The following is a 23,647-nucleotide window of genomic DNA, read 5'->3' as shown; positions in this document are numbered from 1 at the left end:
ATCAGGGGGCCTCGGTAATCAACCCGACGTTGGGCACACCGGCCTGCTGCAAGGCACCCATGGCGCCAACCACCGCACCATAGTTCACCGCCTTGTCGCCGCGGATGAATACCTGGGTGTCCGGACGGGCACTCATGATCTTGGTGACTGCATCGGTCATCTGTTCCAACGACACGGCACTATCGGTCTGTTTTTCAGTATCCACTTCGCTGCCGACGTTCCAGTAATAGGAACCGTCGGCCTTCACCGAAAGGGTCAGGACCTGCTTGTTGTTGTCCTGAGGCAACGCCTCGCTGGACACCTTCGGCAGGTCGACCTTGACCCCCTGGTTGAGCATCGGTGCGGTCACCATGAAAATCACCAGTAGTACCAGCATCACGTCGATGTAAGGCACCACGTTCATTTCCGCGACCGGCTTGCGCTTGTGACGAACCCTTGCCATATCGGCTTACCTCTCAGTCGTCTTAGTCGTCGCTGGTGTGCACCTTGCGGTGCAGGATGGCCTGGAACTCGTCGGCGAAGGTGTAGTAACGACCGATCAGCATCTCAGAACGTGCGGAGAAGCGGTTGTAGGCGATGACCGCCGGGATCGCGGCGAACAGGCCGATGGCGGTAGCGATCAGCGCTTCGGCGATACCCGGGGCGACGGTGGCCAGGGTTGCCTGCTGCACGGTGGCCAGGCCACGGAAGGAGTTCATGATACCCCAGACGGTACCGAACAGGCCGACGTACGGGCTGGTGGAACCGACGGTTGCCAGGAATGGCAGGCTGGCTTCGAGTTTCTCCTCCTCACGGGAGATGGCCACACGCATGGCGCGCGCCACGCCCTCCATCACCGCATCGGGATCGACGCCGGGCTGCTGGCGCAGACGGGAAAACTCCTTGAAGCCGGCACGGAAGATCTGCTCGACGCCGGAGTCCGGGTCCGGATTGCTACCGGCCTGGCGGTACAGCTTGGACAGGTCGATGCCCGACCAGAAGCGTTCTTCGAAAGCATCCAGTGCCTTCTTGGCGGCGCGCATGGCGTTGCCGCGCTGGAAAATCATGATCCAGGATGTGACCGAGGCGGCCACGAGGGTCAGCATGACCAGCTGCACCACGATACTGGCGTTGCTGATCAGGCTCCACATGGAGGTATGGTCGACGACGTTCGGTTCCACTTTAATCTCCTGCTGAAAAAGAATCCGGGCTTCCGGCAAAAGCCGCACGCAACGTTTCGGGGATAGCACGTGGCTTCAGGGTGTCCGCTCGCACGCACGCCACCAGGAACCGCCCCTCGCAGAGCAGGACGGAGTCCGACGCTCGACGAACCTGTTGACGAAACTTCAGGCTCGCCCGGTTCAACTCCTCGACCTCGGCGCTGACAAGCAGTTCATCATCGAGCTTGGCCGGGGCGTGGTAACGCGCCTCGGCGGAGTGCACGACGAACAGCAGATTGTCGCCGACCAGTTGCGATTGGGCGAACCCCAAAGCTCGCAGCCGCTCGGTCCGAGCCCGTTCCATGAACTTGAGATAGTTGACGTAATAGACGATGCCGCCGGCATCCGTGTCCTCGTAATAGACCCGGAAACGCTGCTGGAACGGCTTTCCCCCGTGTTGCGCGCGCATACTCTAGAACCAAGTCCCGGCTTTGCCAATCGGCAATCGCCCACAAATGCAATTAATTACCATCTTCAGACGTGAACAGATCCGTCGTCACCCCCGGCCCCAACCTTTTCGGAATATTCAGGCCAAAGTGCAGGTACGCATGGCGTGTTACCACGCGCCCCCGCGGTGTCCGCATGATGTAGCCCTGCTGGATCAGATAGGGCTCCAGTACATCTTCGATCGTGTGCCGCTCCTCGCTCAACGCCGCAGCCAAGTTGTCGATTCCTACAGGCCCGCCATCGAACTTGTCGATCATGGTCAGCAACAGACGACGGTCGAGGTGGTCGAAGCCACGCTCGTCGACATCGAGCAGGTTCAATGCCTTGTCGGCGATCACCCGGGTAATGTCGCCCTGCCCCCGGACCTCGGCGAAGTCGCGTACCCGGCGCAGCAGGCGATTGGCGATTCGCGGCGTACCGCGGGCGCGCTTGGCGATTTCCGCCGCGCCCTGCGGCTCGATCTCCAGGCCGAGAATGCCGGCCGACCGACTGACGATGGTCGCCAGGTCCTCGACGTTGTAGAACTCCAGGCGCTGGACGATACCGAAGCGATCGCGCAGTGGATTGGTCAGCATGCCGGCACGGGTGGTCGCGCCGACCAGGGTGAACGGCGGCAGGTCCAGCTTGATGGAGCGGGCCGCGGGCCCTTCGCCGATCATGATGTCCAGCTGGAAATCTTCCATGGCCGGATACAGCACTTCTTCGACGATGGGCGAAAGACGGTGGATCTCGTCGACGAACAGGACGTCGCCGGCCTCCAGGTTAGTCAGCAACGCGGCGAGATCGCCGGGACGCTCGAGCACCGGCCCGGAAGTACTCTTGATGGAAACGCCCATTTCCTGGGCGATGATATTCGCCAGGGTCGTCTTGCCCAGCCCCGGCGGACCGAAGATCAGCGTATGGTCGAGCGCCTCCTGGCGGCCGCGCGCGGCATGGATGAACAGCTCCATCTGCTCGCGCACGCTGGGCTGACCGATGTAGTCGGCCAGCTTCAGCGGGCGAATGGCGCGGTCCAGCTGCTCATCGCGTTCGCGACCGGAAACGGCGGATATGAGGCGATCAGGCTCGATCATCGGGCGCCACCTAGACCATGCCCTTCAGGGCCTGGCGGATCATTTCTTCGCTGGACAAATCCTCTCCCGGTACGGCTGCGACGGCACGACTGGCTTCCTGTGGCTTGAAGCCGAGGGCGATCAGCGCGCTGACTGCATCGGCCTCGGCGCTTGAGACTGTAGCGCTGGCACGGGGTTCCATCACCAACGGTGCAATCGTGGGCATGTTTTCCCAAGCCTTGAAGCGGTCCTTCAACTCCACCAGCAGGCGCTCGGCGGTCTTCTTGCCAACACCGGGGATCTTCACCAGGGTGGAGGTGTCCTGTGCCTGGACGCAACGCACCAGTTCGTCCACTTCCAGGCCCGACATCAGCGCCAGGGCCAGTTTCGGACCCACGCCGTTGAGCCGGATCAGCTCACGGAACAGCTCTCGCTCGCGCTTTTCGGCGAAGCCATAGAGCAAGTGCGCATCCTCACGCACAACCAGATGGGTATGCAAGGTCACCGGCTCGCCCACCGAAGGCAACCGATAGAGGGTCGTCATCGGCACTTCCACTTCATAGCCGACGCCATTCACATCGAGGATCAGGTGTGGCGGCTGTTTCTCCGCCAGGGTGCCACGCAAGCGTCCGATCACGAAGAGCTTTCCTTATTCAAAGACGCAGGCGCCCGCCACGTCGGCGTGCGCCCACCAGGCCATGGGGGACCAGACTCTGTTGGGTATGGGCATGACACAGGGCGATGGCCAGGGCGTCGGAAGCATCTATCTGCGGTTTCTGGGTCAGCTTCAACAGATGCATGACCATCATCTGCACCTGCTGCTTGTCTGCACCGCCGGTCCCCACGACTGCCTGCTTGACCTGCGAGGCGGTGTACTCCGCCACGCTCAACCCCTCCTCCATTGCCGCGACGATGGCCGCCCCCCGCGCCTGCCCCAGCTTCAGGGCCGAATCGGCGTTGCGCGCCATGAACACCTGCTCGATGCTCAGGGCCGTCGGGCCATGGGTGCGGATCACCTCGCGGACGCTGCGAAACACCACGTGTAGACGCTCGTGCAAGGGGCCATTACCGGTCCGTATACATCCGGACGCCACGTATTCGCAACCGCGCGCCGTTTCCCGCACCACGCCGAAGCCGGTGATGCGCGAGCCCGGGTCAATCCCTAGAATCAAAGTCATAAGCTGGATACTAAAAGCCGGAAGCGGGGTTCGAACGCATCAAGCGTACCCCACTTCCGGCTTCGCGTTATCGCTCCGATCGGCTCAGCCGAGCTGCGCCATCACGTCGTCCGGGATATCGGCATTGGAATAGACGTTCTGCACGTCGTCCAGGTCCTCGAGCATGTCGATCAGCTTGAGCACCTTCTGCGCGGTTTCCAGGTCCAGGGTCGCGGTGGTCGAAGGGATCATGGTGACTTCGGCTTCGTCGCCCTTGAATCCGGCGGCGGCCAGCGCCTCGTTCACCGAAATGAAGTCGGCGAAGGTGGTGAACACGTCGATGGAGCCATCGTCGTTGACTACCACGTCATCGGCGCCAGCCTCCAGGGCCGCATCCATCAGCGCTTCCTCGTCCACGCCGGGAGCGAAGCTGATCTGTCCCTTGCGCTCGAACATGTAGGCGACCGAACCATCGGTGCCCAGGTTGCCGCCACACTTGCTGAAGGCATGACGCACTTCGGCAGCGGTACGGTTGCGGTTGTCGGTCATCGCCTCGACGATGATCGCTACGCCGCTCGGCGCATAACCTTCATAGGAAAGCTCGACCATGTTGTCGGCATCGTTGGAGCCGACGCCGCGCGCAATGGCACGATCGATGGTATCGCGGGTCATGTTGGCGGTCAGCGCCTTGTCCACGGCCAGGCGCAGACGCGGGTTGTCCGCCGGGACGCCGCCGCCCTGCCTTGCAGCGACGGTCAGCTCACGGATCAGCTTGGTAAAGATCTTGCCTTTCTTGGCATCTTGCCGCTCTTTGCGGTGCTTGATGTTGGCCCATTTAGAATGACCAGCCATAACTCACTCCGTATTGCTCTCTCGGCAGGAGACGCCGCAAGCGGCGCCTCCGCGGGTTGATTCGAATCACTCGGCCTTCGGCTGCTCGCGCAGGCGAATGTGCAGCTCGCGCAGGGCCTTGCCGTCCACGGAACCCGGTGCCTGGGTCATGACGTCGCCAGCGCTCTGGGTCTTCGGGAAGGCGATCACTTCGCGGATAGACGATGCACCGGTCATCAGCATGACCAGGCGATCCAGGCCGAAGGCCAGGCCGCCATGCGGCGGCGCACCGTACTTGAGCGCGTCGAGCAGGAAGCCGAATTTCTCTTCCTGTTCCGCCTCGTCGATGCCCAGCACACGGAACACCGCCTGCTGCATGGACTTGTCATGGATACGGATGGAACCGCCACCCAGCTCGGTACCGTTGAGCACCATGTCGTAGGCGCGGGAAAGCGCCGCGCCCGGATTGGCCTCAAGCTCGGCCGGGGTGCACTTGGGCGAGGTGAACGGGTGGTGCAGCGCGGACAGCGAGCCGTCGTCGTTCTCCTCGAACATCGGGAAGTCCACGACCCACATGGGCGCCCACTCCCGGGTGAGCAGCTTGAGGTCATGGCCGACCTTGATACGCAGCGCGCCCAGGGCATCGCAAACGATCTTGGCCTTGTCGGCACCAAAGAACACGATGTCGCCGTCGACCGCGCCAACGCGATCGAGGATCACGTTCAGGTTGGCCTCGGGGATAAACTTCACGATCGGCGACTGCAGACCTTCCACGCCCTTGGCGCGCTCGTTGACCTTGATGTAGGCCAGGCCCTTGGCACCATAGATGCCGACGAACTTGGTGTAGTCGTCGATCTGGCTGCGCGGCATGGAGGCGGCGCCCGGCACACGCAGGGCGGCGACACGCCCCTTCGGATCGTTGGCCGGACCGGAGAAGACCTTGAACTCCACTTCCTTCAACTGGTCGGCGACGTCCACCAACTCCAGCGGGATGCGCAGGTCGGGCTTGTCCGAACCGTAGCGGCGCATGGCCTCTTCGAACGGCATGTGCGGGAACTCGTCGAACTCGACATCCAGCACTTCCTTGAACAGCTGGCGCACCATCTTCTCGGTGATGCCGATGATGTCGCTCTCGTCGAGGAAGCTGGTCTCGATGTCGATCTGGGTGAATTCCGGCTGGCGGTCGGCACGCAGGTCCTCGTCACGGAAGCACTTGGCGATCTGGTAGTAGCGATCGAAGCCGGCGACCATCAGCAGTTGCTTGAACAACTGCGGCGACTGCGGCAGGGCGAAGAAGTGGCCCGGGTAGGTACGGCTCGGCACCAGGTAGTCGCGCGCGCCTTCCGGCGTCGGCCGGCCGAGGATCGGGGTCTCGACGTCGAGGAAGCCGTTGTCGTCCAGGTAGCGGCGAATGCTGCTGGTGATGCGCGCGCGCAGCTTCAGCTTGGCGGCCATCTCCGGACGACGCAGGTCGATGAAGCGGTAGCGCAGGCGGGTTTCCTCGCCCACATCGGAGTATTCATCCAACGGGAACGGCGGAGTCTCGGCCTGGTTCAGCACTTCCAGTTCGTAGCCCAGTACCTCGATGGAGCCAGACGCCATGTTCGGGTTGCGCGCGCCTTCAGGGCGCAGGCGCACCTTGCCGGTGATCTTCACCACGAACTCGCTGCGCACCCGGTCGGCCTTGGCGAAGGTTTCCGCACGGTCCGGATCGAACACCACCTGGGCCAGCCCCTCGCGATCGCGCACATCGAGGAAGATCACTCCACCATGGTCGCGGCGGCGGTGAACCCAACCGCAAAGGGTGACTTCCTGGCCGTCCAGGCTCTCGTTCAGTTGGCCGCAATAGTGGCTGCGCATCATGGTGTGGTTCGCTTCTCGTAAGTCTTGGATTCTGTGGAGCCGCCGGCTGCCTGGCGACCATTGCCGGGCTCTCGCCGGCCCTGACCGAGCACCGGAACCATCGGTACGCCCCCGGAAGGACATCTCCCGCGCTGCCCGGTGAACGGCAACGGCGAAGCACCCGCATCCGGGCTCACTTCGCATTGAAGGCGGGGATTATAGCCTGAAAAATCCATGGCTTGCAGCCAGCCCCGCCGGCCTGTCACGCGGGAAGCCAGGCCGTTGAACGGAAGCATTTCGCCTCCCCCTGCGAACCATTCGCTTGACCGGGCAGTCGGAATAGATTCTCCCTATCGCCGCCTTTGACATAGACCAAGAGCGCTGGGAAAAACCCTGTGTTAGCCTCACTCCAACTGTTTCGGAGTGCCCCATTCACAAGGCCGACTGAAAGGAGAACGCCATGGAAATCAATATCGGAATCGGCGAACAGGATCGCGCAGCCATTGCCGAGGGCCTGTCGCGGCTACTGGCCGACACCTACACCCTCTACCTGAAAACCCACAACTTCCACTGGAACGTCACCGGCCCGATGTTCAACACGCTGCACCTGATGTTCGAAGGCCAGTACACCGAACTGGCCGTTGCCGTGGACGACATCGCCGAGCGCATCCGGGCCCTGGGCTTCCCGGCGCCCGGCACCTACGCCGCCTACGCCCGCCTCTCGTCCATCAAGGAGGAGGAAGGCGTTCCGGAAGCCGAGGAGATGATCCGGCAACTGGTCCAGGGTCAGGAAGCCGTGGTGCGCACCGCCCGCAGCATCTTCCCGCTGCTGGACAAGGTCAGCGACGAACCCACCGCCGACCTGCTCACTCAACGTATGCAGGTGCATGAAAAGACCGCCTGGATGTTGCGCAGCCTTCTTGCCAGCTGATCGTCGATCGCTCGATAGAAAGCGGGGCCCGCCTCAGGGTCCCGCCCTCCCCCCTCCGGCGCCAACCGCTTGATTTGAGTAGCCTCCTGCTTTCCTGTTAAATAGCCGCCGTGCGTCACGCGCATAGGCCGGCCGTCCTTCCGCACCTTTCGTTTCATGCACCGAAGCGCTGTCCGGCTACTTGATCGTTACCCCATCAAGGTGAACTCATTGACATGTTGAAAATCGTCCTTCTGGTCACGGGCGTCGCCGCCCTATTGCTGTCCTTCATTCCCAGCCTAAGAACCGAAGCCACACCCTTCCTGCAACATCCCGATGCCATCTACCTGGCCATTCTGGGCCTGATCAACCTGCTCTTCGCTCCCGTACTGCAATCGTCACATCCAACCCGCCCGCTGCAGGCCGGCGCAGCCGCCCTGCTGGTCCTGGGCGTCGTCCTGCAGGCACTGATCCTGCTGGCGCCGCTGCCGACCATCGCCGACCAGCCGGCGATCGTCCTGCCCCTGCTAAGCCTGGTGCTGGCCACGGCCCTGCAACTGGCGGGCAGCCTGAAACCCGGCAAACCGGTCTCGCGCAGCGCCAGCGCCCCGGCAGCCCTCGGCGGCAGCCAGGACAGCGGCAACCGGGAGACCGGTACCGTGAAGTGGTTCAACACCTCAAAAGGTTTCGGCTTCATTTCCCGCGATTCGGGCGAGGACATCTTCGTCCACTTCCGAGCGATTCGCGGCGAAGGCCACCGCATCCTCATCGAAGGCCAGCGCGTGGAGTTCTCGGTGGTACAACGGGACAAGGGCCTGCAGGCGGAAGACGTGATCGCCTCCCGCCGCTGACCGCCGCGAAAAACAGAAAACCCGCCGAACGGCGGGTTTTTTGTGCATTCAATAATGGGGAGGAGGCGCTTCGTCTTCCCCCGCCTCGCCCACCAGCCCCTGGACGTCTTCCAGACGCTTGATCAATGCCGCGACCTGAAGCTGCAGTCGCTCGATGCTGCGCTGCTGCTCGACCACCACATCGTTGAGAGCCTGCAAAGTGTCATCCTGGAAAGCCTGGCGGCATTCCAGGTCATCCATGCGCGCGTCCAGCTCCATCTAGGCCTCCCCGGCAAAACGGAAGCCGTCGGTCAGCACCATCCGCAACTTGCCGCGGATCGCCTCGACCTGCTCGGAAGAATAAGGCCGAGCCGGATGGCGCCCCCAGACAGGGCCGGGCCAGGCGTCGTCACCACGTCGCCGGACGATCACGTGCATGTGAAGCTGGCTGACCACATTGCCCAGGTTAGCGACATTCATCTTGTCCGCACGGAAGGTGTCCTTGAGGACCTCTGCCAGCAGCGTGGCCTCGCGCCACAGCGCCTGCCGGTCATCGACATCGAGCTGGAACAGCTCGGTGACATCCTCCCGCCTCGGCACCAGGATGAACCACGGATAGCGGGCATCGTTCATCAGCAGCAGGCGGCTGAGGGGAAAGTCGCCGAGCAACAGGGTGTCCTGCTCCAGCCGGGGATCCAAAGCGAACATACTGACCTCTCCTGTTCGACCGTCGTTCATGGACAGCTTAGCCCCTCCCTCCGGGAAGGGCCCCGCCGTAACTGCCGCGCAGGATACTTCGCCGCCCGGCCAAAGCAAGCCCACACATCCGCCCGCCCCAGCTTGGCGCGCCTCTCCAGCCGAACGCCCCATAAGATGCCGGCCAAATGAATACAGCGCGACGCCGAACATAAGACATGCCGTGGATACAAACGCATTCGCCACAGACAACTCGATGGCAACCAACCCTTGAAGCAGACGGATTACAATCAGGTTTCAAAGCATAATTCGTTTGCTTTCAAACAGAATAGCCTCGCTCTCGAAGAGACCAACTGGAATACATAGGCGAAGCCATTTTCCAATTTGTGCACGGAGTTTGCTTATACCTCTTTCATCACAGTAAGAGGGGCCGTACGGAACATGACATTTTTATTACAAGGCCCCGCCAATCGGAAAAAGCGACTTGAGAAGCGACCTCAACAAGAGTGACCAACCCCGCGACATACGTCATTTTTTCAACTGCGCACCTACGCAGATGCGACATGCGTCATGCAATTTTGCGACAGCACGGTAAAGAATCCGTCGCTTCGGAACCTCAACTATCGCCAAGAAACACTGCGTGCTATAAGTTAGCGCCGACAAGAAGAACTAGCCGTCACTGCGGCACTGTGATGGCAGAGATAATTTCAAAACCAAAGGAGCAATCACAATGAAAGTGATGAAGTGGAGCGCCATTGCACTGGCGGTTTCCGCAGGTAGCACTCAGTTCGCCGTGGCCGACGCATTCGTCAGCGATCAGGCCGAAGCGAAGGGGTTCATCGAAGACAGCAGCCTGAACCTGCTGCTCCGCAACTACTATTTCAACCGTGACGGCAAGGAAGGTCGGGGTGATCGCGTCGATTGGACCCAGGGCTTCCTCACCACCTACGAATCCGGCTTCACTCAAGGCACCGTGGGCTTCGGCGTCGATGCCTTCGGCTACCTGGGCCTGAAGCTCGACGGCACCTCCGACAAGACCGGCACCGGCAACCTGCCGGTGATGAACGACGGCAAGCCGCGCGATGACTACAGCCGCGCCGGCGGCGCCGTGAAGGTGCGCATCTCCAAGACCATGCTGAAGTGGGGCGAGATGCAACCGACCGCCCCGGTCTTCGCCGCTGGCGGCAGCCGCCTGTTCCCGCAGACCGCGACCGGCTTCCAGCTGCAGAGCAGCGAATTCGAAGGGCTCGACCTCGAGGCAGGCCACTTCACCGAGGGCAAGGAGCCGACCACCGTCAAATCGCGCGGTGAGCTCTACGCCACCTACGCCGGCCAGACAGCCAAGAGCGCCGACTTCGCTGGCGGCCGCTACGCGATCACCGACAACCTCAGCGCCTCCCTCTATGGCGCAGAGCTGAAAGACATCTATCGCCAGTACTACCTGAACACCAACTACACCATCCCGCTGGCCTCCGATCAATCGCTGGGCTTCGACTTCAACATCTACCGCACCACCGACGAAGGCAAGTCCAAGGCCGGCGACATCAGCAACACCACCTGGTCCCTGGCGGGCGCGTATACCCTGGACGCCCACACCTTCACCCTGGCCTACCAGCAGGTGCATGGCGACGAGCCGTTCGACTACATCGGCTTCGGCGGCAACGGTTCCGGCGCCGGCGGCGACTCGATCTTCCTCGCCAACTCCGTCCAGTACTCCGACTTCAACGGTCCTGGCGAGAAATCCTGGCAGGCCCGCTACGACCTGAACCTGGCCTCCTACGGCGTTCCTGGCCTGACCTTCATGCTGCGTTACATCAATGGTAAGGACATCGACGGTACCAAGGTCGATTCCAGCTCCTCCTATGCAGGCCTGTACGGCGAGGATGGCAAGCACCACGAAACCAACCTCGAAGCCAAGTACGTGGTCCAGTCCGGTCCGGCCAAGGACCTGTCGTTCCGCATCCGCCAGGCCTGGCACCGTGCCAACGCCGACCAGGGCGAAGGCGACCAGAACGAGTTCCGCCTGATCGTCGACTATCCGCTGTCGATCCTGTAATCGACCGACAGGCAACGAAAAAACCCGGCATCGCCGGGTTTTTTCTTCTTGGCGGCAACGCGCCTATAAAGGAAGGGCGTAGGTACCGGTGACATGGGCCACCAGGTCTTCCTCATTACTCTGCGAAAACACCCCGACCTCGCAGACGACCTGGCGCCGCCCCAGCTTGAGGATGCTCGCCTCGGCCAACAGGTCCTCGGGCCTGGGCTTGCTGAGGAAGTTGATGTTCAGGTTCGAGGTCACGGCCATCTCGACCGCCCCGAGACGCCCGAGAATGACCGCGTACATCGCCGCGTCGGCCAGCGCCATGATGGTCGGGCCGGACAGCGTTCCACCGGGACGCACCAGCTTGCCGTGAAAAGGTATGCGCGCCAGCGCATGTCGTTCGTCGAGACGCTCGACACGAAAATCGATGTCCTCGGCCATGGGCAGCCCCATGCGGATCAACGCCTGTACCTGCGCCGCGTTCATTGCCTGCTGACTCCTCATCATCGATGGCCGGCGCCCTGTACGCAGCCAGACCGGCACCGTACAATGCCCAGCCATTCCTCCCGATACAACCGACATAACGGCCAAAGATGCGTACCAGTCAGTATCTGCTTTCCACGCTCAAAGAAACCCCCGCCGACGCGGTGGTAATCAGCCATCAACTGCTGCTTCGCGCCGGCATGATCCGTCGCCTGGCCTCGGGTCTCTACACCTGGCTGCCAATGGGCCTGCGGGTACTGCGCAAGGTCGAGACCATCGTCCGCGAGGAAATGAACGCTGCCGGCGCCCTGGAAGTGCTGATGCCGGCGGTGCAGCCGGCCGAGCTGTGGCAGGAGTCGGGGCGCTGGGAGCAATACGGCCCTGAGCTGCTGCGCCTGAAGGACCGCCACGAGCGCGAATTCTGCGTAGGCCCGACCCACGAAGAAGTGATCACCGACCTCGCGCGCAACGAGCTGAACAGCTACAAGCAACTGCCGATCAACTTCTATCAGATCCAGACCAAGTTCCGCGATGAGATCCGCCCGCGCTTCGGCCTGATGCGCGGACGCGAATTCATCATGAAGGACGCCTATTCCTTCCACCTGAGCCAGGACTCGCTGCAGCAGACCTACGACGGGATGTACCAGGCGTACAGCAAGATCTTCTCCCGCCTCGGCCTGGATTTCCGTCCCGTGCAAGCCGACAACGGCTCCATCGGCGGCAGCGGCTCCCATGAGTTCCACGTGCTGGCCAACTCCGGCGAGGACGATATCGTCTTCAGCGACAGCTCCGACTACGCCGCGAACATCGAGAAGGCCGAAGCCGTGCCGCGCGAGAGCGCCCGCGGCAGCGCCACCGAGGACATGCGCCTGGTCGACACGCCCAACACCAAGACCATCGCGGCCCTGGTGGACGGCTTCCAGCTACCGATCGAGAAAACCATCAAGACCCTGGTGGTGCATGGCGCCGAAGAAGGCACCCTGGTCGCCCTGATCGTCCGCGGTGATCACGAGCTCAACGAAATCAAGGCCGCCAACCAGCCGCTGGTCGCCAGCCCGCTGGTATTCGCTTCGGAGGCCGAGATCCGTGCCGCCATCGGCGCCGGCCCCGGCTCGCTGGGCCCGGTCAACCTGCCGATCGCCTGCATCGTCGACCGCTCCGTCGCCCTGATGAGCGATTTCGCCGCTGGCGCCAACATCGAGGACAAGCACTACTTCGGCGTGAACTGGGAGCGCGACCTGCCGCTGCCCGAGGTCGCCGACCTGCGCAATGTCGTCGAAGGCGACCCCAGCCCGGACGGCAAGGGCACCCTGGTGATCAAGCGCGGCATCGAGGTCGGTCATATCTTCCAGCTTGGCACCAAGTACAGCGAAGCGATGAAGCTGAGCGTCCTGAGCGAACAGGGCAAGCCGGTCAACCTGATCATGGGCTGCTACGGCATCGGCGTATCCCGCGTGGTCGCCGCCGCCATCGAGCAGAACCATGACGAGCGCGGCATTCTCTGGCCAAGCGCACTGGCGCCGTTCCAGATCGCCCTGGTACCGCTGAAGTACGAAACCGAGAGCGTCAAGCAGGCGACCGACAAGCTCTATGCCGAGCTGACCGCAGCCGGTTTCGAAGTGCTGCTGGACGATCGCGACAAGAAGACCAGCCCCGGGGTGAAGTTCGCCGACATGGAGCTGATCGGCATTCCCCACCGCATCGTGATCAGCGACCGCGGCCTCAGCGAAGGCGTCCTGGAATACAAGGGCCGCCGCGACAGCGAGTCGCAGAACCTGCCGATCGGCGAACTGATGTCGTTCATCACCGAAAAACTCAGCCGCTGAGCGTAACGATGCCCACCGGAAGACCCCTGCGCCTATTCGCCGCCGCCCTGTGCGGCGGCCTTCTGCTGAGCGGCTGCGCCAACCAGTTGCCGCAGCGTAGCGAGCATGAGGAGCGCGTCGAGCGGAAGCTGCTCGAACACACCCTGCAAGTCGATGTCGGCCAGCCCGATGTGCTCGAACTGCCGCAGCGCCGGGTCCGGATCAACGACCAGAAGTCCTTCGAGGTCACCGAGTTCGAGGTGACGCGCCGTTACGACCGCTATACGCCGTACCAGGCCTGGCGGGAGATCTACGAGATCCCGTTGGGCGCGGTGGCGCTGGTGGCCGGCGTCGGAGCGAACATCGTCAACGTGGTGACCTTCGGCAGCGTACCGGACAACATCACCCACGGCTGGATCAACTACGGACTGGCCGGGGTGAATCCGTTCATGAACGTGGAATCCAACGGTCGCGCCGAACAGAATCTCGCGAGCATCGACGAGAAACAGCGCGACAAGCGCCTGGAATACTCCAGCCTGCCCTGGGCGGAGCGTCCGGTCCTGGTCAGTTCCGGCAAGGAACTCAACGAACTGCTTACCGACCGTCATGGCGTGCTGCGCCTCAACCTGCTCGACAGCCCCTTCGCCGAACAGGACATCAGCCGCATCTCGCAGATACACCTTTCGGTGAGCGACCCACAGGATGGTACCCGCGCCGATGCCAGCCTCCGCGTCAGCCGCAGCCTGCGCGGCAAGCTCCTGGAAGCTCACGCCCTGATCTATGACGACCTGGAAGGCGATGACGTCCACCACTGGGTCCATCGGGTGAAACGCCTCGCGGAGCTGGGCCTGGAAGAAGAAGCCAGCGAACTGGAACAGAGCCTGATCGAGCTCACGCGCAACGACCCCGAACTGCAGCAGCAGTTCATGCATGCCCTGCTCCGGGATGCCGGTCGCCTGGCCGCGGACCCTGGCGAGACGCCCTGACGGCGAACTCGACTCGTCAGCGACGGACGACGAAGCCAGCGATCCCCTGCAGCGGCATTTGCTCGACCTCGACCGCAGAGACCTCCGCGTGCCGCGGGCCCCGCCCCAGCCATCGCTCCAGGGCTTTCGCCCGGTCCTCCTCGCCCTCCCAGACGACTTCGACACGCCCGTCATCCAGGTTTCGCACCCAACCGTCGAGTTCGAGGCGATCAGCCTCTTCCCGGGTCGCCTGACGGAAACCGACGCCCTGTACCCGGCCGCCGACATAGGCATGCAAGCAGATCCTCGCCATCAGCGTCCCTCCCGCAAAGCCTCGAGCTGTTTCAATATGCCATCGGCCGTCTGCTCGCCCAGCAGACGCTGACGCATTTCCCCCCGAGCATCGACGATATAGGTGACGGGCAACGCTTCGCTGCGAGGGAGCTTGAAGCGAGGCGCCGGATCATCGGCCAGCACGGTGAAGCGAATCCCCATGCCATCGGCCGACTTCTTCAACTCGGCATCGCGCAGGCCATCGAAATTCACGCCAATGACGCGCCCGCCCTGCCCTTCCAGCACCTGCGCAAGGCGATTCATCTCCGGAATCTCGGTCCGGCAGGGCGCGCACCAGTCAGCCCAGTAATTGACCACCAGCCAATGCCCGTCCAACTGCTCCGCAGCGACAGGACGCCCGTCCTGGTCGACTCCGTAATCCGCCGAACAGCCCGCGAGAAACAACACCGCAGCAGCGCCCAGCGGGCGTAGCCAACTCCCCATGTCAGGAACCTCTCGAGTCAGGAAAACTTCGGCCGGACCAGGGCAACCCGGCGCGGCACTATGGCGAGACCTTACTGGAAGCCATCCACCTCTGCAAAACCGAGTGGAGACGAATATGGGAAGAAGAAGCCCCGATACTTCCTACAAGGCACAAAGTGCGAGAAGAGTCACGACGATCGCCGTCGAACCGCACAGTTTGACGCAAAGGACCACCCCTATAATCCGCGTGCCACACACGACACGACGACTCAACCGGCCGTATGCCCAGGCATCGGCAGGATCGACTTGGGGAGAAGTCGAGAGCGACGAGTCCGAAGCCCTTTTAAACGGACACACTGCTGCTTATGAAAGACCATCTGATCGGAAGCGTCCCCGCACACCTGGTGGATGCCGCACGCCCGACCCTGACAGCCCACGAGGGCCTGGTCGCGGACTACAACATTGCCGCCTGGCTACATCTTCCGGATGCCTGCGACCTGCTGGTGTCACTGGTGGTCAGCTATCTGGATGGCGGGCGCCAGCGCGAAGTGGCGGTGGATCACGGACGAATCGACCGCCAGCAACGCATCCTGCTTTCCGGCATTGCCCGCCTGCCCGTACGGCAGAAAGTGGAGAACATGCAGGTACGCCTGAAGTCGGCGACGGCCTTTTCCCGACTGGTCGTGGAGGAGTTCTTCGTACAAGCGGTGGAGCAGGAAAACAGGTCACAGCAGGTGTCCGAAGCTTGAGCCGGATCGCTCAGCCCTGGCGCACCTGATCGAGCAGGGGTTCGTCCCGCGCTTTCTCAGGCGACGGTTCGCTGACGCTGCGCGCCGGCACCAGCGACTCCGGCCAACTGCTGAACTGCAGCCCGGTAATCCGGTTCAAACGCTCAAGCGCTGCCTGCTCATCCTTGTGATGCAAATGGACGACCTTGTTCGACATTGGGAGCATGAACGGGAACCTCGGCGGAACTACGGAGTGAAACGACTGTCACACGAGGGTTTGCCAGAAGCGTGCCAACAGCGCTTTCCCTGCGCTTGCTGGGGTTCCTCCGGCAGCATGCAGCGCCTCATGCACATCGTTCGCCGCAAACTGACACTTTACGTCACCTTCGCTCCCGAGGTTCCGTCCGCCAGCCAGTGGGCCAGGCTTTCTCCGAACAGCGCCTCCTGCTCCACCTGCAAGCGCTCCATGGCCTGCTGGAACGGCGGATACCACGCCTCGTCCAGATTCGCAGGCATGCGCTCTCGGCTAGGCATGGGCCAGGGGCAGCGATTCAGCAAGCGATGCAGACTGTAGGCGCCAAGATCCCGGCACAGCACCCACTCGCCTCCGCCGGCGCGACAGACGAACTGCTCCTTCTCGAGAAAGTCCAGCAGTTCCTCCCACTCATCCTCGGGCAACAGCCAACCCGCACGATGCAAGTGGGTCAGGCGCAGCGACTGTCCAAGCTGCTGGCGCTGGTGGAACACCCTCAGCACGCCGAGCAGGACGATCAGCTTGGGCAGCGAGCGCCGCCGCCAGAGACGGGAAGAAGAGAGATTGCAGACCAGCACCGCGCCGAACAGAACGATCATCCAGGAAAGATAGATCCACAGCAGGAAGATAGGCACGGTGGCGAAGGCACCGTAGATCAACTGGTAGCCGGGAAACAGGCTTACGTACAGCCCGAACAGGGTTTTCGCGGCTTCGAACAGTACCGCGGTGAACACGCCGCCCATCAGGGCATGGCGCACCGGGACCCGGGCGTTCGGGACCGCCGAATAGAGCAGGGTGAAGGCCGCCACGCTGAACGCCAGCGGCATCAGCCCCAGCAGCGTCTCCGCGCCCGGCAACGCGTCCGGGCCATGGAGCAGCGACAGCGAAGTGATGTAGGTGGTCACGGCGAAGCCGGCCCCCAGCAACAATGGGCCCAGGCTGAGGATCGCCCAGTAGAGGAGGAACCGCCCGACACCGCGGCGTGGCTGGCGAACCCGCCAGATCTCGTTGAAGGCTTTCTCGATGGTCACCAGCATGGTGAAGGCGGTGACTGCCAGAAAGACCACCCCGACCCAGGTCAGGTGCCGGGCCTGGGTGGTGAAACTCTTCAGGTAGGTTTCCACCGCTTCTCCAGCGGAAGGCACGAAATTGCGAAAGATGAAAGTCTGGATCGACTCGCCCATGCCATGGAATGCCGGAATCAGCGAAAGCATGGAAAACATCACCGTCATCATCGGCACTACCGCGAACAACGTGGTGTAGGTCAGCGCCGCCGCGCTGTTGGGAGCCTTGTCGGTGACGAAGCGATGAGCGAGGAAGCGAGCGAACTCGACCCCATCGTTGAAATGTTCGCGCATGCCCTCTCCTTGAAGTCGCGCCGGTTCTTCGCCTCTCGGGGCGGTACTTCGCGCCGACGGGTTCAGTCCTGGTCGACGAGGCGGTTAGAATAGCCGTCACTTCACCGGCCATGCGACCCCTGACATGAGCGAACTGATCCTGTTGCACAATCCGCGCTGCTCGAAATCCCGCGCAGCGCTCGAACTGCTCGAAGCCCGCGGCCTGCAACCGCAGGTGGTGCGCTATCTGGAAACCCCGCCGAGCGCCGCCGAGCTGAAAGCGATCCTGGCCAAGCTCGGCATTCCCGCCCGCCAGTTGCTGCGGACCGGGGAGGACGAATACAAGGCCCTCGGCCTGGATGAGCCCAGTCTTGGCGAAGAGGCCATCATCGAGGCAATGGCCAGGCATCCGAAGCTGATCGAGCGCCCGGTGCTGGTCGCGGGTGACAAGGCGGTGGTTGGCCGGCCTCCGGAAAGAGTCCTGGAGATCCTCGCTTGAGCAGTCCCTACATCCTGGTGCTGTACTACAGTCGCCATGGCGCTACCGCGGAAATGGCCCGGCAGATCGCCCGTGGCGTCGAACAGGGCGGCTTCGAGGCGCGCGTACGCACGGTTCCCGCGGTATCCACCGAATGCGAAGCGGTCGCCCCGGACATCCCCGCGGAGGGGGCGCTGTACGCAACCCTGGAGGACCTGAAGAACTGCGCGGGCCTGGCCCTCGGCAGCCCGACCCGCTTCGGTAACATGGCTTCCCCGCTGAAATACTTCCTCGACGGTACCAGTAGCCTGTGGCTGACCGGCGGCCTGGTCGGCAAGCCGGCAGCGGTCTTCACCTCCACCGCCAGCCTGCACGGCGGCCAGGAGACCACTCAGTTATCGATGCTGTTGCCGTTGCTGCACCACGGCATGCTGGTCCTGGGCATTCCCTACAGCGAACCCGCCCTGCTGGAAACCCGCGGCGGCGGCACGCCTTACGGCGCCAGCCACTTCGCCGGCGCCGATGGCAAGCGCAGCCTCGATGAGCACGAACTGACCCTGTGTCGCGCGCTGGGCAAACGCCTGGCGGAAACCGCCGGCAAGCTGGGGAGTTGAAATGGCCCGCAAGAACAAACCGCTGCCCGAAGTAGTGTGGCTGCAGCCGCGCCTGGCGCTCAGCCGCGCCATCAGCCTGGGAAGCTTCGTCGGCCTGGTCCTGCTCATCCTCATTCGCGACCTGATCTACGCGGACGCCCATGGTGCGGCGAGCTGGGTGCCCTGGCTGGTCCTCGCCTTCAAGCTGCTGCCGCTGCTGGTGGTGGCCCCCGGACTGCTCATGGGCAGCGCACGCGGGCATGCCTGGGCCTGCTACGTGGTCAACCTGTATTTCATCCTCGGCGTACTCGCCGCCTTCGATCCCACGCAGCGCCTGTTCGGCTGGGCCGAAGTGCTACTCAGCGTGACCTTGTTCTGCGCCGCGCTGCTCTATACGCGCTGGCGATTCCAGTACGACCGACGGGTCGCCGGGGAACGCTGATGGTAAGGCAGGAGCCCCCTCCTGCCCTGCCGACCGCCGGGAAGCCTGCGGACAGCGCTCCAGTATTGCCGGCGCATGGATGGAGAGACGGATAGAAGGCGGTCACTTCCTGCCGCAAGCGAAACCCAAGGACTGCGGCACGGCCATGCGGGAGTTCGCCGACGGACTGTCGACGCTTACCAGCCGAGGGTTTCCTTGAGGAAAGGAATGGTCAGCTTGCGCTGAGCCTGGAGCGAAGCGCGATCCAGTTGCTCCAGCAGATCGAACAGAGAGTTCATGCTGCGCGAACCGCGGTTGAGGATGAAACGACCGACTTCATCGGTCAGATGCAGGCCACGACGGGATGCCCGCAGTTGCAGGGCACGAAGCTTGTCCTCGTCGGAAAGACCGTGCAACTGGAAGATCAGCGCCATGGTGAGGCGGGACTTCAGGTCCGGCAGCTTGACCTGCAGCTCCCGGGGCGACTTCGATGCCGCCAGCAGCAGGCGCCGACCGGTATCGCGCAGTCGATTGAACAGGTGGAACAGCCCCTCTTCCCATTCTCGCTTGCCAACCAGCACATCCAGGTCGTCGATGCAGACCAGCTCGCACTGCTCGAGATCGTCGAAGATTTCCGGGCCGTACTGCACCAGATCGGCCATCGGCAGGTAGATGGTTCGCTCTTCGAACTGCTCGAAACGCAAGCAGGCCGCCTGCAACAGGTGGCTGCGGCCGACGCCGTCGTGTCCCCAGAGGTAGATGAGGCTTTCCGCCCAGCCAGCCTCGGCTTCGCACAAACGCTCGACATATCCCAGTGCCGCGGCATTGGCACCGGGATAGTAGTTGGCGAAGGTGGCGTCGTCGCGCAGACGCACACTGAGGGGAAGCTGAATAGGTTTCATGCCAGGCTGGGCGGACAATCCGAAAACGCCGCAGGAGTCACCGTAAAGGCTGCAAAGTTTATACGCCTCGGCAAGGCCGCACAATGAGCAACTAGGCAAGTAAAATCAAAGGTTTGCCGATAGCCGAGGCTCCTTGCCCAGAGCATCGGCCGGTCGCGCGCCGGCCCGCTCCGTTGCATAGAAGCGGATCGGCGCGCCGACTCACTGCCAGCGGAAATTCAGTTGGGTCGACGACGGCACCGCCGCGCTGGGCGCTGCGGGCTGGCCGGAGGCATCCAGCGGTACGCTGTCGGCCGGGATTTCCTGCAACTGCGCCAGGCCCAGCTGGGCACGCAATTGCTCGGGACTGGCCTTCACGGAATAGTCGAGACGATCGCCCCGCACGCCTACCAGACGCGCGCCGAACGGATCGAGCAGGCGTTGCAACTCGGCATAGCGTGCCAGTGTCGCGCCCTGGACCTGGAGGGTCAGGCCGGTCGCCGCTTCCGGCGTGGCAACGAAACGAGTGGACAGGCGGTTGCCGACGGCCAGCATCACGCTGTCTGCCAACGCGTCGGGCGTAGCGCCTTCAGCCTGGCCTTGCTCTCGCGAATCGCCCATCCACAGCCGCCATTGCGCCTGCCATTTGCCGTCCGCCTCCTTGGCGTCCACTGCCAGCAAGGCATCGGCGGCATAACGCTCGGAGGCTGCGCGCAGGGCATCGGGTTGGGCGGCGGTGAGGTTTTCCGGGGTACCGACGATCTGTTCGTCGAGATCCGCCAGAGGCAGGCGCAACGGCAAGCCGCGGTTCTGCGCCGCACGCTTGAGCGGTTCGGCCGAGGCCTGGTTGTCACCGACCAGGGAGCTGCCATCGGCGCTTTCGTTCAGCCACCAGGCCAGCACCGCCGGCCGGTTGGCGCCCCAGCTCGGCAGGCCGGCGGCCCGCAGCGCATTACCGGTGGCGGTCGGATCGAAATCGACCACCAGCGCCAGCGGCGGACCATTTTCGAAGGCGTACTGGCTGATCAGTTGCTGCGGATCCTTCAGGTACCCCGCCAATGCCGGATTCTGCGGCGCCTGCGGATTGCCGGTCAGGCGCACCAGCAGGGTCTGCAGGGCTCGCACCAGTCCGGCATCGCGCTCCCCGGGCTGCTGCGACGAAACCGGCTCGTGGACCTGGTAGAGATTGGGGACCGTTGCCGCGAAGACGGGCAAGCCTAGCAGGGAAAAACAGAGAACGAAGAGTCGGGCTATGCGCATGGAGGGCTCTCGACGAACGGATGGGAACGGCGGCGACGAGCTGTGAAGGCCGCGCAAGTGGACCTATACCTTAAACAGCAGTCCGTCCAGCGGCAACCGAGATGGCCGCTGCGTGGCAAGCCTGATAAAATCGCGCGCCTTCAAAACCGGCAAACAGCGTTGCACGCCTGGGCGGCCGGCCGATCTCCGAATTACCCCTATAGGCCTGGATTTATGAGCAGCAAGCAACCCTCGTTGAGCTACAAGGACGCTGGTGTGGACATCGACGCCGGCGAAGCCCTGGTGGAACGCATCAAAGGCGTGGCCAAGCGCACCGCACGCCCGGAAGTGATGGGCGGCCTCGGCGGCTTCGGCGCCCTCTGCGAAATCCCGGCCGGCTACAAGCAGCCGGTGCTGGTATCCGGCACCGACGGGGTGGGCACCAAGCTGCGCCTGGCGCTCAACCTGAACAAGCACGACAGCATCGGCCAGGACCTGGTGGCGATGTGCGTCAACGACCTGGTGGTCTGCGGCGCCGAGCCGCTGTTCTTTCTCGACTACTACGCCACCGGCAAGCTCAACGTCGACGTCGCCGCCACCGTAGTCACCGGCATCGGTGCCGGTTGCGAACTGGCGGGCTGTTCCCTGGTCGGCGGCGAGACCGCCGAAATGCCCGGCATGTACGAAGGCGAAGACTATGACCTGGCCGGCTTCTGCGTCGGCGTCGTGGAAAAGGCCGAGATCATCGACGGCTCCAGGGTCCAGGCCGGCGACGCGCTTATCGCCCTGCCCTCCTCCGGCCCGCACTCCAACGGCTACTCCCTGATCCGCAAGATCATCGAGGTTTCCGGCGCCGACATCGAGCAGGTCCAACTCGACGGCAAGCCGCTGGCCGACCTGCTGATGGCGCCGACCCGCATCTACGTCAAGCCGCTGCTGCAACTGATCAAGCAGACCGGCGCGGTCAAGGCCATGGCTCACATTACCGGCGGCGGCCTGCTGGACAACATCCCGCGCGTCCTGCCGGACAACGCCCAGGCCGTGATCGATGTCGCCAGCTGGAACCGTCCGGCGGTATTCGACTGGCTGCAGGAACAGGGCAACGTCGACGAGACCGAGATGCATCGCGTACTCAACTGCGGCGTCGGCATGGTCATCTGCGTGGCCCAGAGCGACGCCGAGAAAGCCCTGGAAGTCCTGCGTGCCGCCGGCGAGCAACCCTGGCAGATCGGTCGCATCGAAACCTGCGGCGCGGACGCCGAGCGCGTGGTCCTGAACAATCTGAAAAACCACTGATGCCGAAACTCTGCAATGTCGTGGTGCTGATTTCCGGCTCCGGCAGCAACCTGCAGGCGCTGATCGACAGCCTCCGGGAGGGCGCCACGCCGGCCCGGATCCGCGCGGTGATCTCCAACCGCGCGGACGCCTATGGCCTGGAACGCGCGCGCCAGGCCGGCATCCAGACCGAGGTGCTCGATCACAAGGCCTATGCCGATCGCGAAAGCTTCGACCAGGCCCTGGCACAACGGATCGATGCCCATGAACCGCACCTGGTGATCCTTGCCGGGTTCATGCGCATCCTCAGCGCCGATTTCGTTCGCCATTACCAGGGGCGACTGCTGAATATCCATCCCTCGTTGCTGCCGCGCCACAAAGGGCTGCATACCCATCAACGCGCCCTCGAAGCCGGCGACCGCGAGCACGGTTGCAGCGTGCACTTCGTGACGGAGGAACTCGATGGGGGGCCACTGGTCGTACAGGCAGTAATCCCGGTAGAGTCGCAAGATACGCCGGAACGCCTGGCCAGACGGGTTCACGAGGAAGAACACCGGATCTACCCGCTGGCCATGCGCTGGTTCGCCGAGGGCCGCTTGCGCCTGGGCGAACAGGGCGCCCTGCTGGATGGCCAGGCCCTGCCTGCCACCGGCCATCAGATTCGCACCAAGGAGATTCGCAATGCGTAAAGCCATGCTGTTCCTGCTGACGCTGCTGACCCTGCCGGCCTATGCCTTCGAGCTGAAGCCGTTTACCGCCAGCTATACCGCCGACTGGAAACAGATGCCCATCAGCGGCAATGCCTCCCGCAGCCTGAAGGCTCTCGGCGACGGCCGCTGGCAACTGGACTTCGAGGCCTCCATGCTGCTGGCCAGTCTCAACGAAGTCAGCACCTTCAAGGTCGAGAACGACACCTTCCTGCCACAGACCTACCGCTTCGCCCGCCAAGGTCTGGGCAAAGGCAAGCAGATCGAACTGGACTTCGACTGGTCGCAGAAGCAGGTGCTCGGCAGCGACCGCGGCGATGCGGTGCGGCAACCCCTGAATCGCGGTCAACTGGACAAGTCCACCTATCAACTGGTCCTGCAGCATGACGTTGCCGACGGCAAGAAGAGCATGAGCTACCAGATCATCGAGGGCGAGGATGTCGATACCTACGACTTCCGGGTTCTCGGCGAGGAAAAGGTACGCACCCAGGCCGGCCTGATCAACGCGATCAAGGTCGAGCGCGTGCGTGATCCGGGCAAGAGCAACCGCAAGACCATCCTCTGGTTCGCCAAGGACTGGGACTACCTGCTGGTCCGCCTGTACCAGATGGAAACCGACGGCAAGGAATACCAGATCATGCTCAAGGAAGGCACCATCGACGGCAAGACCGTCACTGGCGAAAAGAGCTGACCCCCTCTCCCACGAAAAGCCGGGCCATTG

29 protein-coding genes are annotated in these 23,647 nt (G+C 63.2%); 12 read left to right on the top strand and 17 right to left on the bottom strand.

What is annotated here, in order from left to right; all coding sequences use genetic code 11:
* Position 1: 1 nt before the first annotated feature.
* The 8 genes from tolR to aspS all read right to left on the bottom strand — a co-directional run bounded on the left by tolR (position 2) and on the right by aspS (position 6,549).
* Positions 2-442 carry a protein TolR gene (gene tolR, locus HMPREF3014_RS22420; protein ID WP_003086126.1) on the bottom strand — a complete coding sequence of 147 codons (441 nt, stop codon included), beginning with the start codon at positions 440-442 and terminating at the stop codon, positions 2-4.
* A 22-nt stretch (positions 443-464) separates the two neighbouring features.
* Complete coding sequence (gene tolQ / locus HMPREF3014_RS22415) at positions 465-1,160, bottom strand: protein TolQ (protein ID WP_003086125.1); 696 nt, start codon at positions 1,158-1,160, stop codon at positions 465-467.
* Position 1,161: 1 nt separating this feature from the next.
* Positions 1,162-1,608, bottom strand: coding sequence for a tol-pal system-associated acyl-CoA thioesterase (gene ybgC / locus HMPREF3014_RS22410; RefSeq protein ID WP_003086124.1), 447 nt, complete (start codon positions 1,606-1,608; stop codon positions 1,162-1,164).
* Between the two features lie 52 nt (positions 1,609-1,660).
* The gene (gene ruvB, locus HMPREF3014_RS22405) at positions 1,661-2,719 is read right to left on the bottom strand and encodes a Holliday junction branch migration DNA helicase RuvB (protein ID WP_003086123.1); all 1,059 of its coding nucleotides are present in this window, start codon (positions 2,717-2,719) and stop codon (positions 1,661-1,663) included.
* Positions 2,720-2,729: 10 nt separating this feature from the next.
* Positions 2,730-3,335: a Holliday junction branch migration protein RuvA gene (ruvA, locus tag HMPREF3014_RS22400; protein ID WP_003086122.1), complete on the bottom strand. Its 606-nt coding sequence runs from the start codon at positions 3,333-3,335 to the stop codon at positions 2,730-2,732.
* 16 nt (positions 3,336-3,351) lie between these two features.
* Entirely contained in the window at positions 3,352-3,876 is a 525-nt protein-coding gene (ruvC, locus tag HMPREF3014_RS22395) for a crossover junction endodeoxyribonuclease RuvC (RefSeq protein ID WP_003112575.1), read from the bottom strand.
* Between the two features lie 84 nt (positions 3,877-3,960).
* Positions 3,961-4,707, bottom strand: a complete 747-nt coding sequence (locus HMPREF3014_RS22390; protein WP_003086107.1) for a YebC/PmpR family DNA-binding transcriptional regulator — start codon at positions 4,705-4,707, stop codon at positions 3,961-3,963.
* Positions 4,708-4,773: 66 nt separating this feature from the next.
* Positions 4,774-6,549, bottom strand: a complete 1,776-nt coding sequence (gene aspS, locus HMPREF3014_RS22385; protein WP_003123218.1) for an aspartate--tRNA ligase — start codon at positions 6,547-6,549, stop codon at positions 4,774-4,776.
* A 439-nt stretch (positions 6,550-6,988) separates the two neighbouring features.
* On the opposite strand from aspS, the gene HMPREF3014_RS22380 reads away from it, so the two are divergent.
* Both HMPREF3014_RS22380 and HMPREF3014_RS22375 read left to right on the top strand, forming a co-directional pair.
* Positions 6,989-7,459: a Dps family protein gene (locus tag HMPREF3014_RS22380; RefSeq protein ID WP_003086103.1), complete on the top strand. Its 471-nt coding sequence runs from the start codon at positions 6,989-6,991 to the stop codon at positions 7,457-7,459.
* A 215-nt stretch (positions 7,460-7,674) separates the two neighbouring features.
* Positions 7,675-8,289 (top strand): cold-shock protein, encoded by a 615-nt coding sequence (locus HMPREF3014_RS22375; protein WP_003106665.1) that lies wholly within the window; start codon positions 7,675-7,677, stop codon positions 8,287-8,289.
* 48 nt (positions 8,290-8,337) lie between these two features.
* Here HMPREF3014_RS22375 and HMPREF3014_RS22370 read toward each other — a convergent pair whose 3' ends face one another.
* On the bottom strand, positions 8,338-8,547 hold the full coding sequence (locus tag HMPREF3014_RS22370; RefSeq protein ID WP_003086099.1) for a SlyX family protein: 210 nt from the start codon (positions 8,545-8,547) through the stop codon (positions 8,338-8,340).
* Positions 8,548-8,976: an HIT family protein gene (locus HMPREF3014_RS22365; RefSeq protein ID WP_003107742.1), complete on the bottom strand. Its 429-nt coding sequence runs from the start codon at positions 8,974-8,976 to the stop codon at positions 8,548-8,550.
* Positions 8,977-9,694: 718 nt separating this feature from the next.
* On the opposite strand from HMPREF3014_RS22365, the gene HMPREF3014_RS22360 reads away from it, so the two are divergent.
* Complete coding sequence (locus HMPREF3014_RS22360) at positions 9,695-11,020, top strand: OprD family porin (RefSeq protein WP_003107743.1); 1,326 nt, start codon at positions 9,695-9,697, stop codon at positions 11,018-11,020.
* 63 nt (positions 11,021-11,083) lie between these two features.
* Here HMPREF3014_RS22360 and HMPREF3014_RS22355 read toward each other — a convergent pair whose 3' ends face one another.
* Positions 11,084-11,491 (bottom strand): PaaI family thioesterase, encoded by a 408-nt coding sequence (locus HMPREF3014_RS22355; RefSeq protein ID WP_003086091.1) that lies wholly within the window; start codon positions 11,489-11,491, stop codon positions 11,084-11,086.
* A gap of 107 nt (positions 11,492-11,598) precedes the next feature.
* Between HMPREF3014_RS22355 and HMPREF3014_RS22350 the strand changes: the two genes are divergently transcribed.
* On the top strand, positions 11,599-13,314 hold the full coding sequence (locus HMPREF3014_RS22350; protein ID WP_003102377.1) for a proline--tRNA ligase: 1,716 nt from the start codon (positions 11,599-11,601) through the stop codon (positions 13,312-13,314).
* An 8-nt stretch (positions 13,315-13,322) separates the two neighbouring features.
* A complete protein-coding gene (locus HMPREF3014_RS22345; RefSeq protein WP_003102379.1) occupies positions 13,323-14,279 on the top strand; it encodes a hypothetical protein in 957 nt (318 codons plus the stop codon).
* A 16-nt stretch (positions 14,280-14,295) separates the two neighbouring features.
* Here HMPREF3014_RS22345 and HMPREF3014_RS22340 read toward each other — a convergent pair whose 3' ends face one another.
* Both HMPREF3014_RS22340 and HMPREF3014_RS22335 read right to left on the bottom strand, forming a co-directional pair.
* Positions 14,296-14,571, bottom strand: a complete 276-nt coding sequence (locus HMPREF3014_RS22340; RefSeq protein ID WP_003102385.1) for an acylphosphatase — start codon at positions 14,569-14,571, stop codon at positions 14,296-14,298.
* Entirely contained in the window at positions 14,571-15,035 is a 465-nt protein-coding gene (locus HMPREF3014_RS22335; RefSeq protein WP_003102387.1) for a TlpA disulfide reductase family protein, read from the bottom strand. Before HMPREF3014_RS22335 ends, HMPREF3014_RS22340 begins: the two co-directional genes overlap by 1 nt.
* Positions 15,036-15,379: 344 nt before the next feature.
* Between HMPREF3014_RS22335 and HMPREF3014_RS22330 the strand changes: the two genes are divergently transcribed.
* On the top strand, positions 15,380-15,763 hold the full coding sequence (locus tag HMPREF3014_RS22330; protein WP_003109947.1) for a hypothetical protein: 384 nt from the start codon (positions 15,380-15,382) through the stop codon (positions 15,761-15,763).
* 10 nt (positions 15,764-15,773) lie between these two features.
* On the opposite strand, the gene HMPREF3014_RS22325 is transcribed toward HMPREF3014_RS22330, so the two are convergent.
* On the bottom strand, positions 15,774-15,959 hold the full coding sequence (locus HMPREF3014_RS22325) for a hypothetical protein (protein ID WP_003112577.1): 186 nt from the start codon (positions 15,957-15,959) through the stop codon (positions 15,774-15,776).
* Positions 15,960-16,117: 158 nt separating this feature from the next.
* The gene (locus tag HMPREF3014_RS22320; protein ID WP_003117099.1) at positions 16,118-17,353 is read right to left on the bottom strand and encodes a YihY family inner membrane protein; all 1,236 of its coding nucleotides are present in this window, start codon (positions 17,351-17,353) and stop codon (positions 16,118-16,120) included.
* Positions 17,354-17,477: 124 nt separating this feature from the next.
* Here HMPREF3014_RS22320 and arsC point away from each other — a divergent pair, with 124 nt between their 5' ends.
* From arsC to HMPREF3014_RS22305, 3 genes are read left to right on the top strand one after another with little or no spacing between them, the layout of a single operon-like run.
* Positions 17,478-17,831 carry an arsenate reductase (glutaredoxin) gene (gene arsC, locus HMPREF3014_RS22315; RefSeq protein ID WP_003112580.1) on the top strand — a complete coding sequence of 118 codons (354 nt, stop codon included), beginning with the start codon at positions 17,478-17,480 and terminating at the stop codon, positions 17,829-17,831.
* A complete protein-coding gene (gene wrbA / locus HMPREF3014_RS22310) occupies positions 17,828-18,424 on the top strand; it encodes an NAD(P)H:quinone oxidoreductase (protein ID WP_003102394.1) in 597 nt (198 codons plus the stop codon). Before arsC ends, wrbA begins: the two co-directional genes overlap by 4 nt.
* 1 nt (position 18,425) lies before the next feature.
* Entirely contained in the window at positions 18,426-18,845 is a 420-nt protein-coding gene (locus tag HMPREF3014_RS22305) for a DUF2069 domain-containing protein (protein WP_003102396.1), read from the top strand.
* Between the two features lie 176 nt (positions 18,846-19,021).
* Here the strand turns inward: HMPREF3014_RS22305 and hda are convergent, their stop codons facing one another.
* Both hda and HMPREF3014_RS22295 read right to left on the bottom strand, forming a co-directional pair.
* Entirely contained in the window at positions 19,022-19,726 is a 705-nt protein-coding gene (gene hda, locus HMPREF3014_RS22300) for a DnaA regulatory inactivator Hda (protein WP_003102398.1), read from the bottom strand.
* Positions 19,727-19,927: 201 nt separating this feature from the next.
* Positions 19,928-20,965, bottom strand: coding sequence for a DUF2066 domain-containing protein (locus tag HMPREF3014_RS22295; RefSeq protein ID WP_003112582.1), 1,038 nt, complete (start codon positions 20,963-20,965; stop codon positions 19,928-19,930).
* Between the two features lie 213 nt (positions 20,966-21,178).
* On the opposite strand from HMPREF3014_RS22295, the gene purM reads away from it, so the two are divergent.
* The 3 genes from purM to HMPREF3014_RS22280 are packed head-to-tail and all read left to right on the top strand — an operon-like array spanning position 21,179 to position 23,617.
* Complete coding sequence (gene purM / locus HMPREF3014_RS22290) at positions 21,179-22,240, top strand: phosphoribosylformylglycinamidine cyclo-ligase (protein WP_003109942.1); 1,062 nt, start codon at positions 21,179-21,181, stop codon at positions 22,238-22,240.
* Positions 22,240-22,908: a phosphoribosylglycinamide formyltransferase gene (purN, locus tag HMPREF3014_RS22285; RefSeq protein ID WP_003086063.1), complete on the top strand. Its 669-nt coding sequence runs from the start codon at positions 22,240-22,242 to the stop codon at positions 22,906-22,908. Before purM ends, purN begins: the two co-directional genes overlap by 1 nt.
* Positions 22,901-23,617, top strand: coding sequence for a DUF3108 domain-containing protein (locus tag HMPREF3014_RS22280; protein WP_003086061.1), 717 nt, complete (start codon positions 22,901-22,903; stop codon positions 23,615-23,617). The genes purN and HMPREF3014_RS22280 overlap by 8 nt, the downstream gene beginning before the upstream one ends.
* The last annotated feature ends 30 nt before the right edge of the window (positions 23,618-23,647 follow it).

The organism is Pseudomonas sp. HMSC065H01 (assembly GCF_001815235.1).
GTDB classification, from domain to species: Bacteria; Pseudomonadota; Gammaproteobacteria; order Pseudomonadales; family Pseudomonadaceae; genus Pseudomonas; species Pseudomonas aeruginosa.
This window is presented reverse-complemented; position numbering and strand designations above follow the sequence as displayed.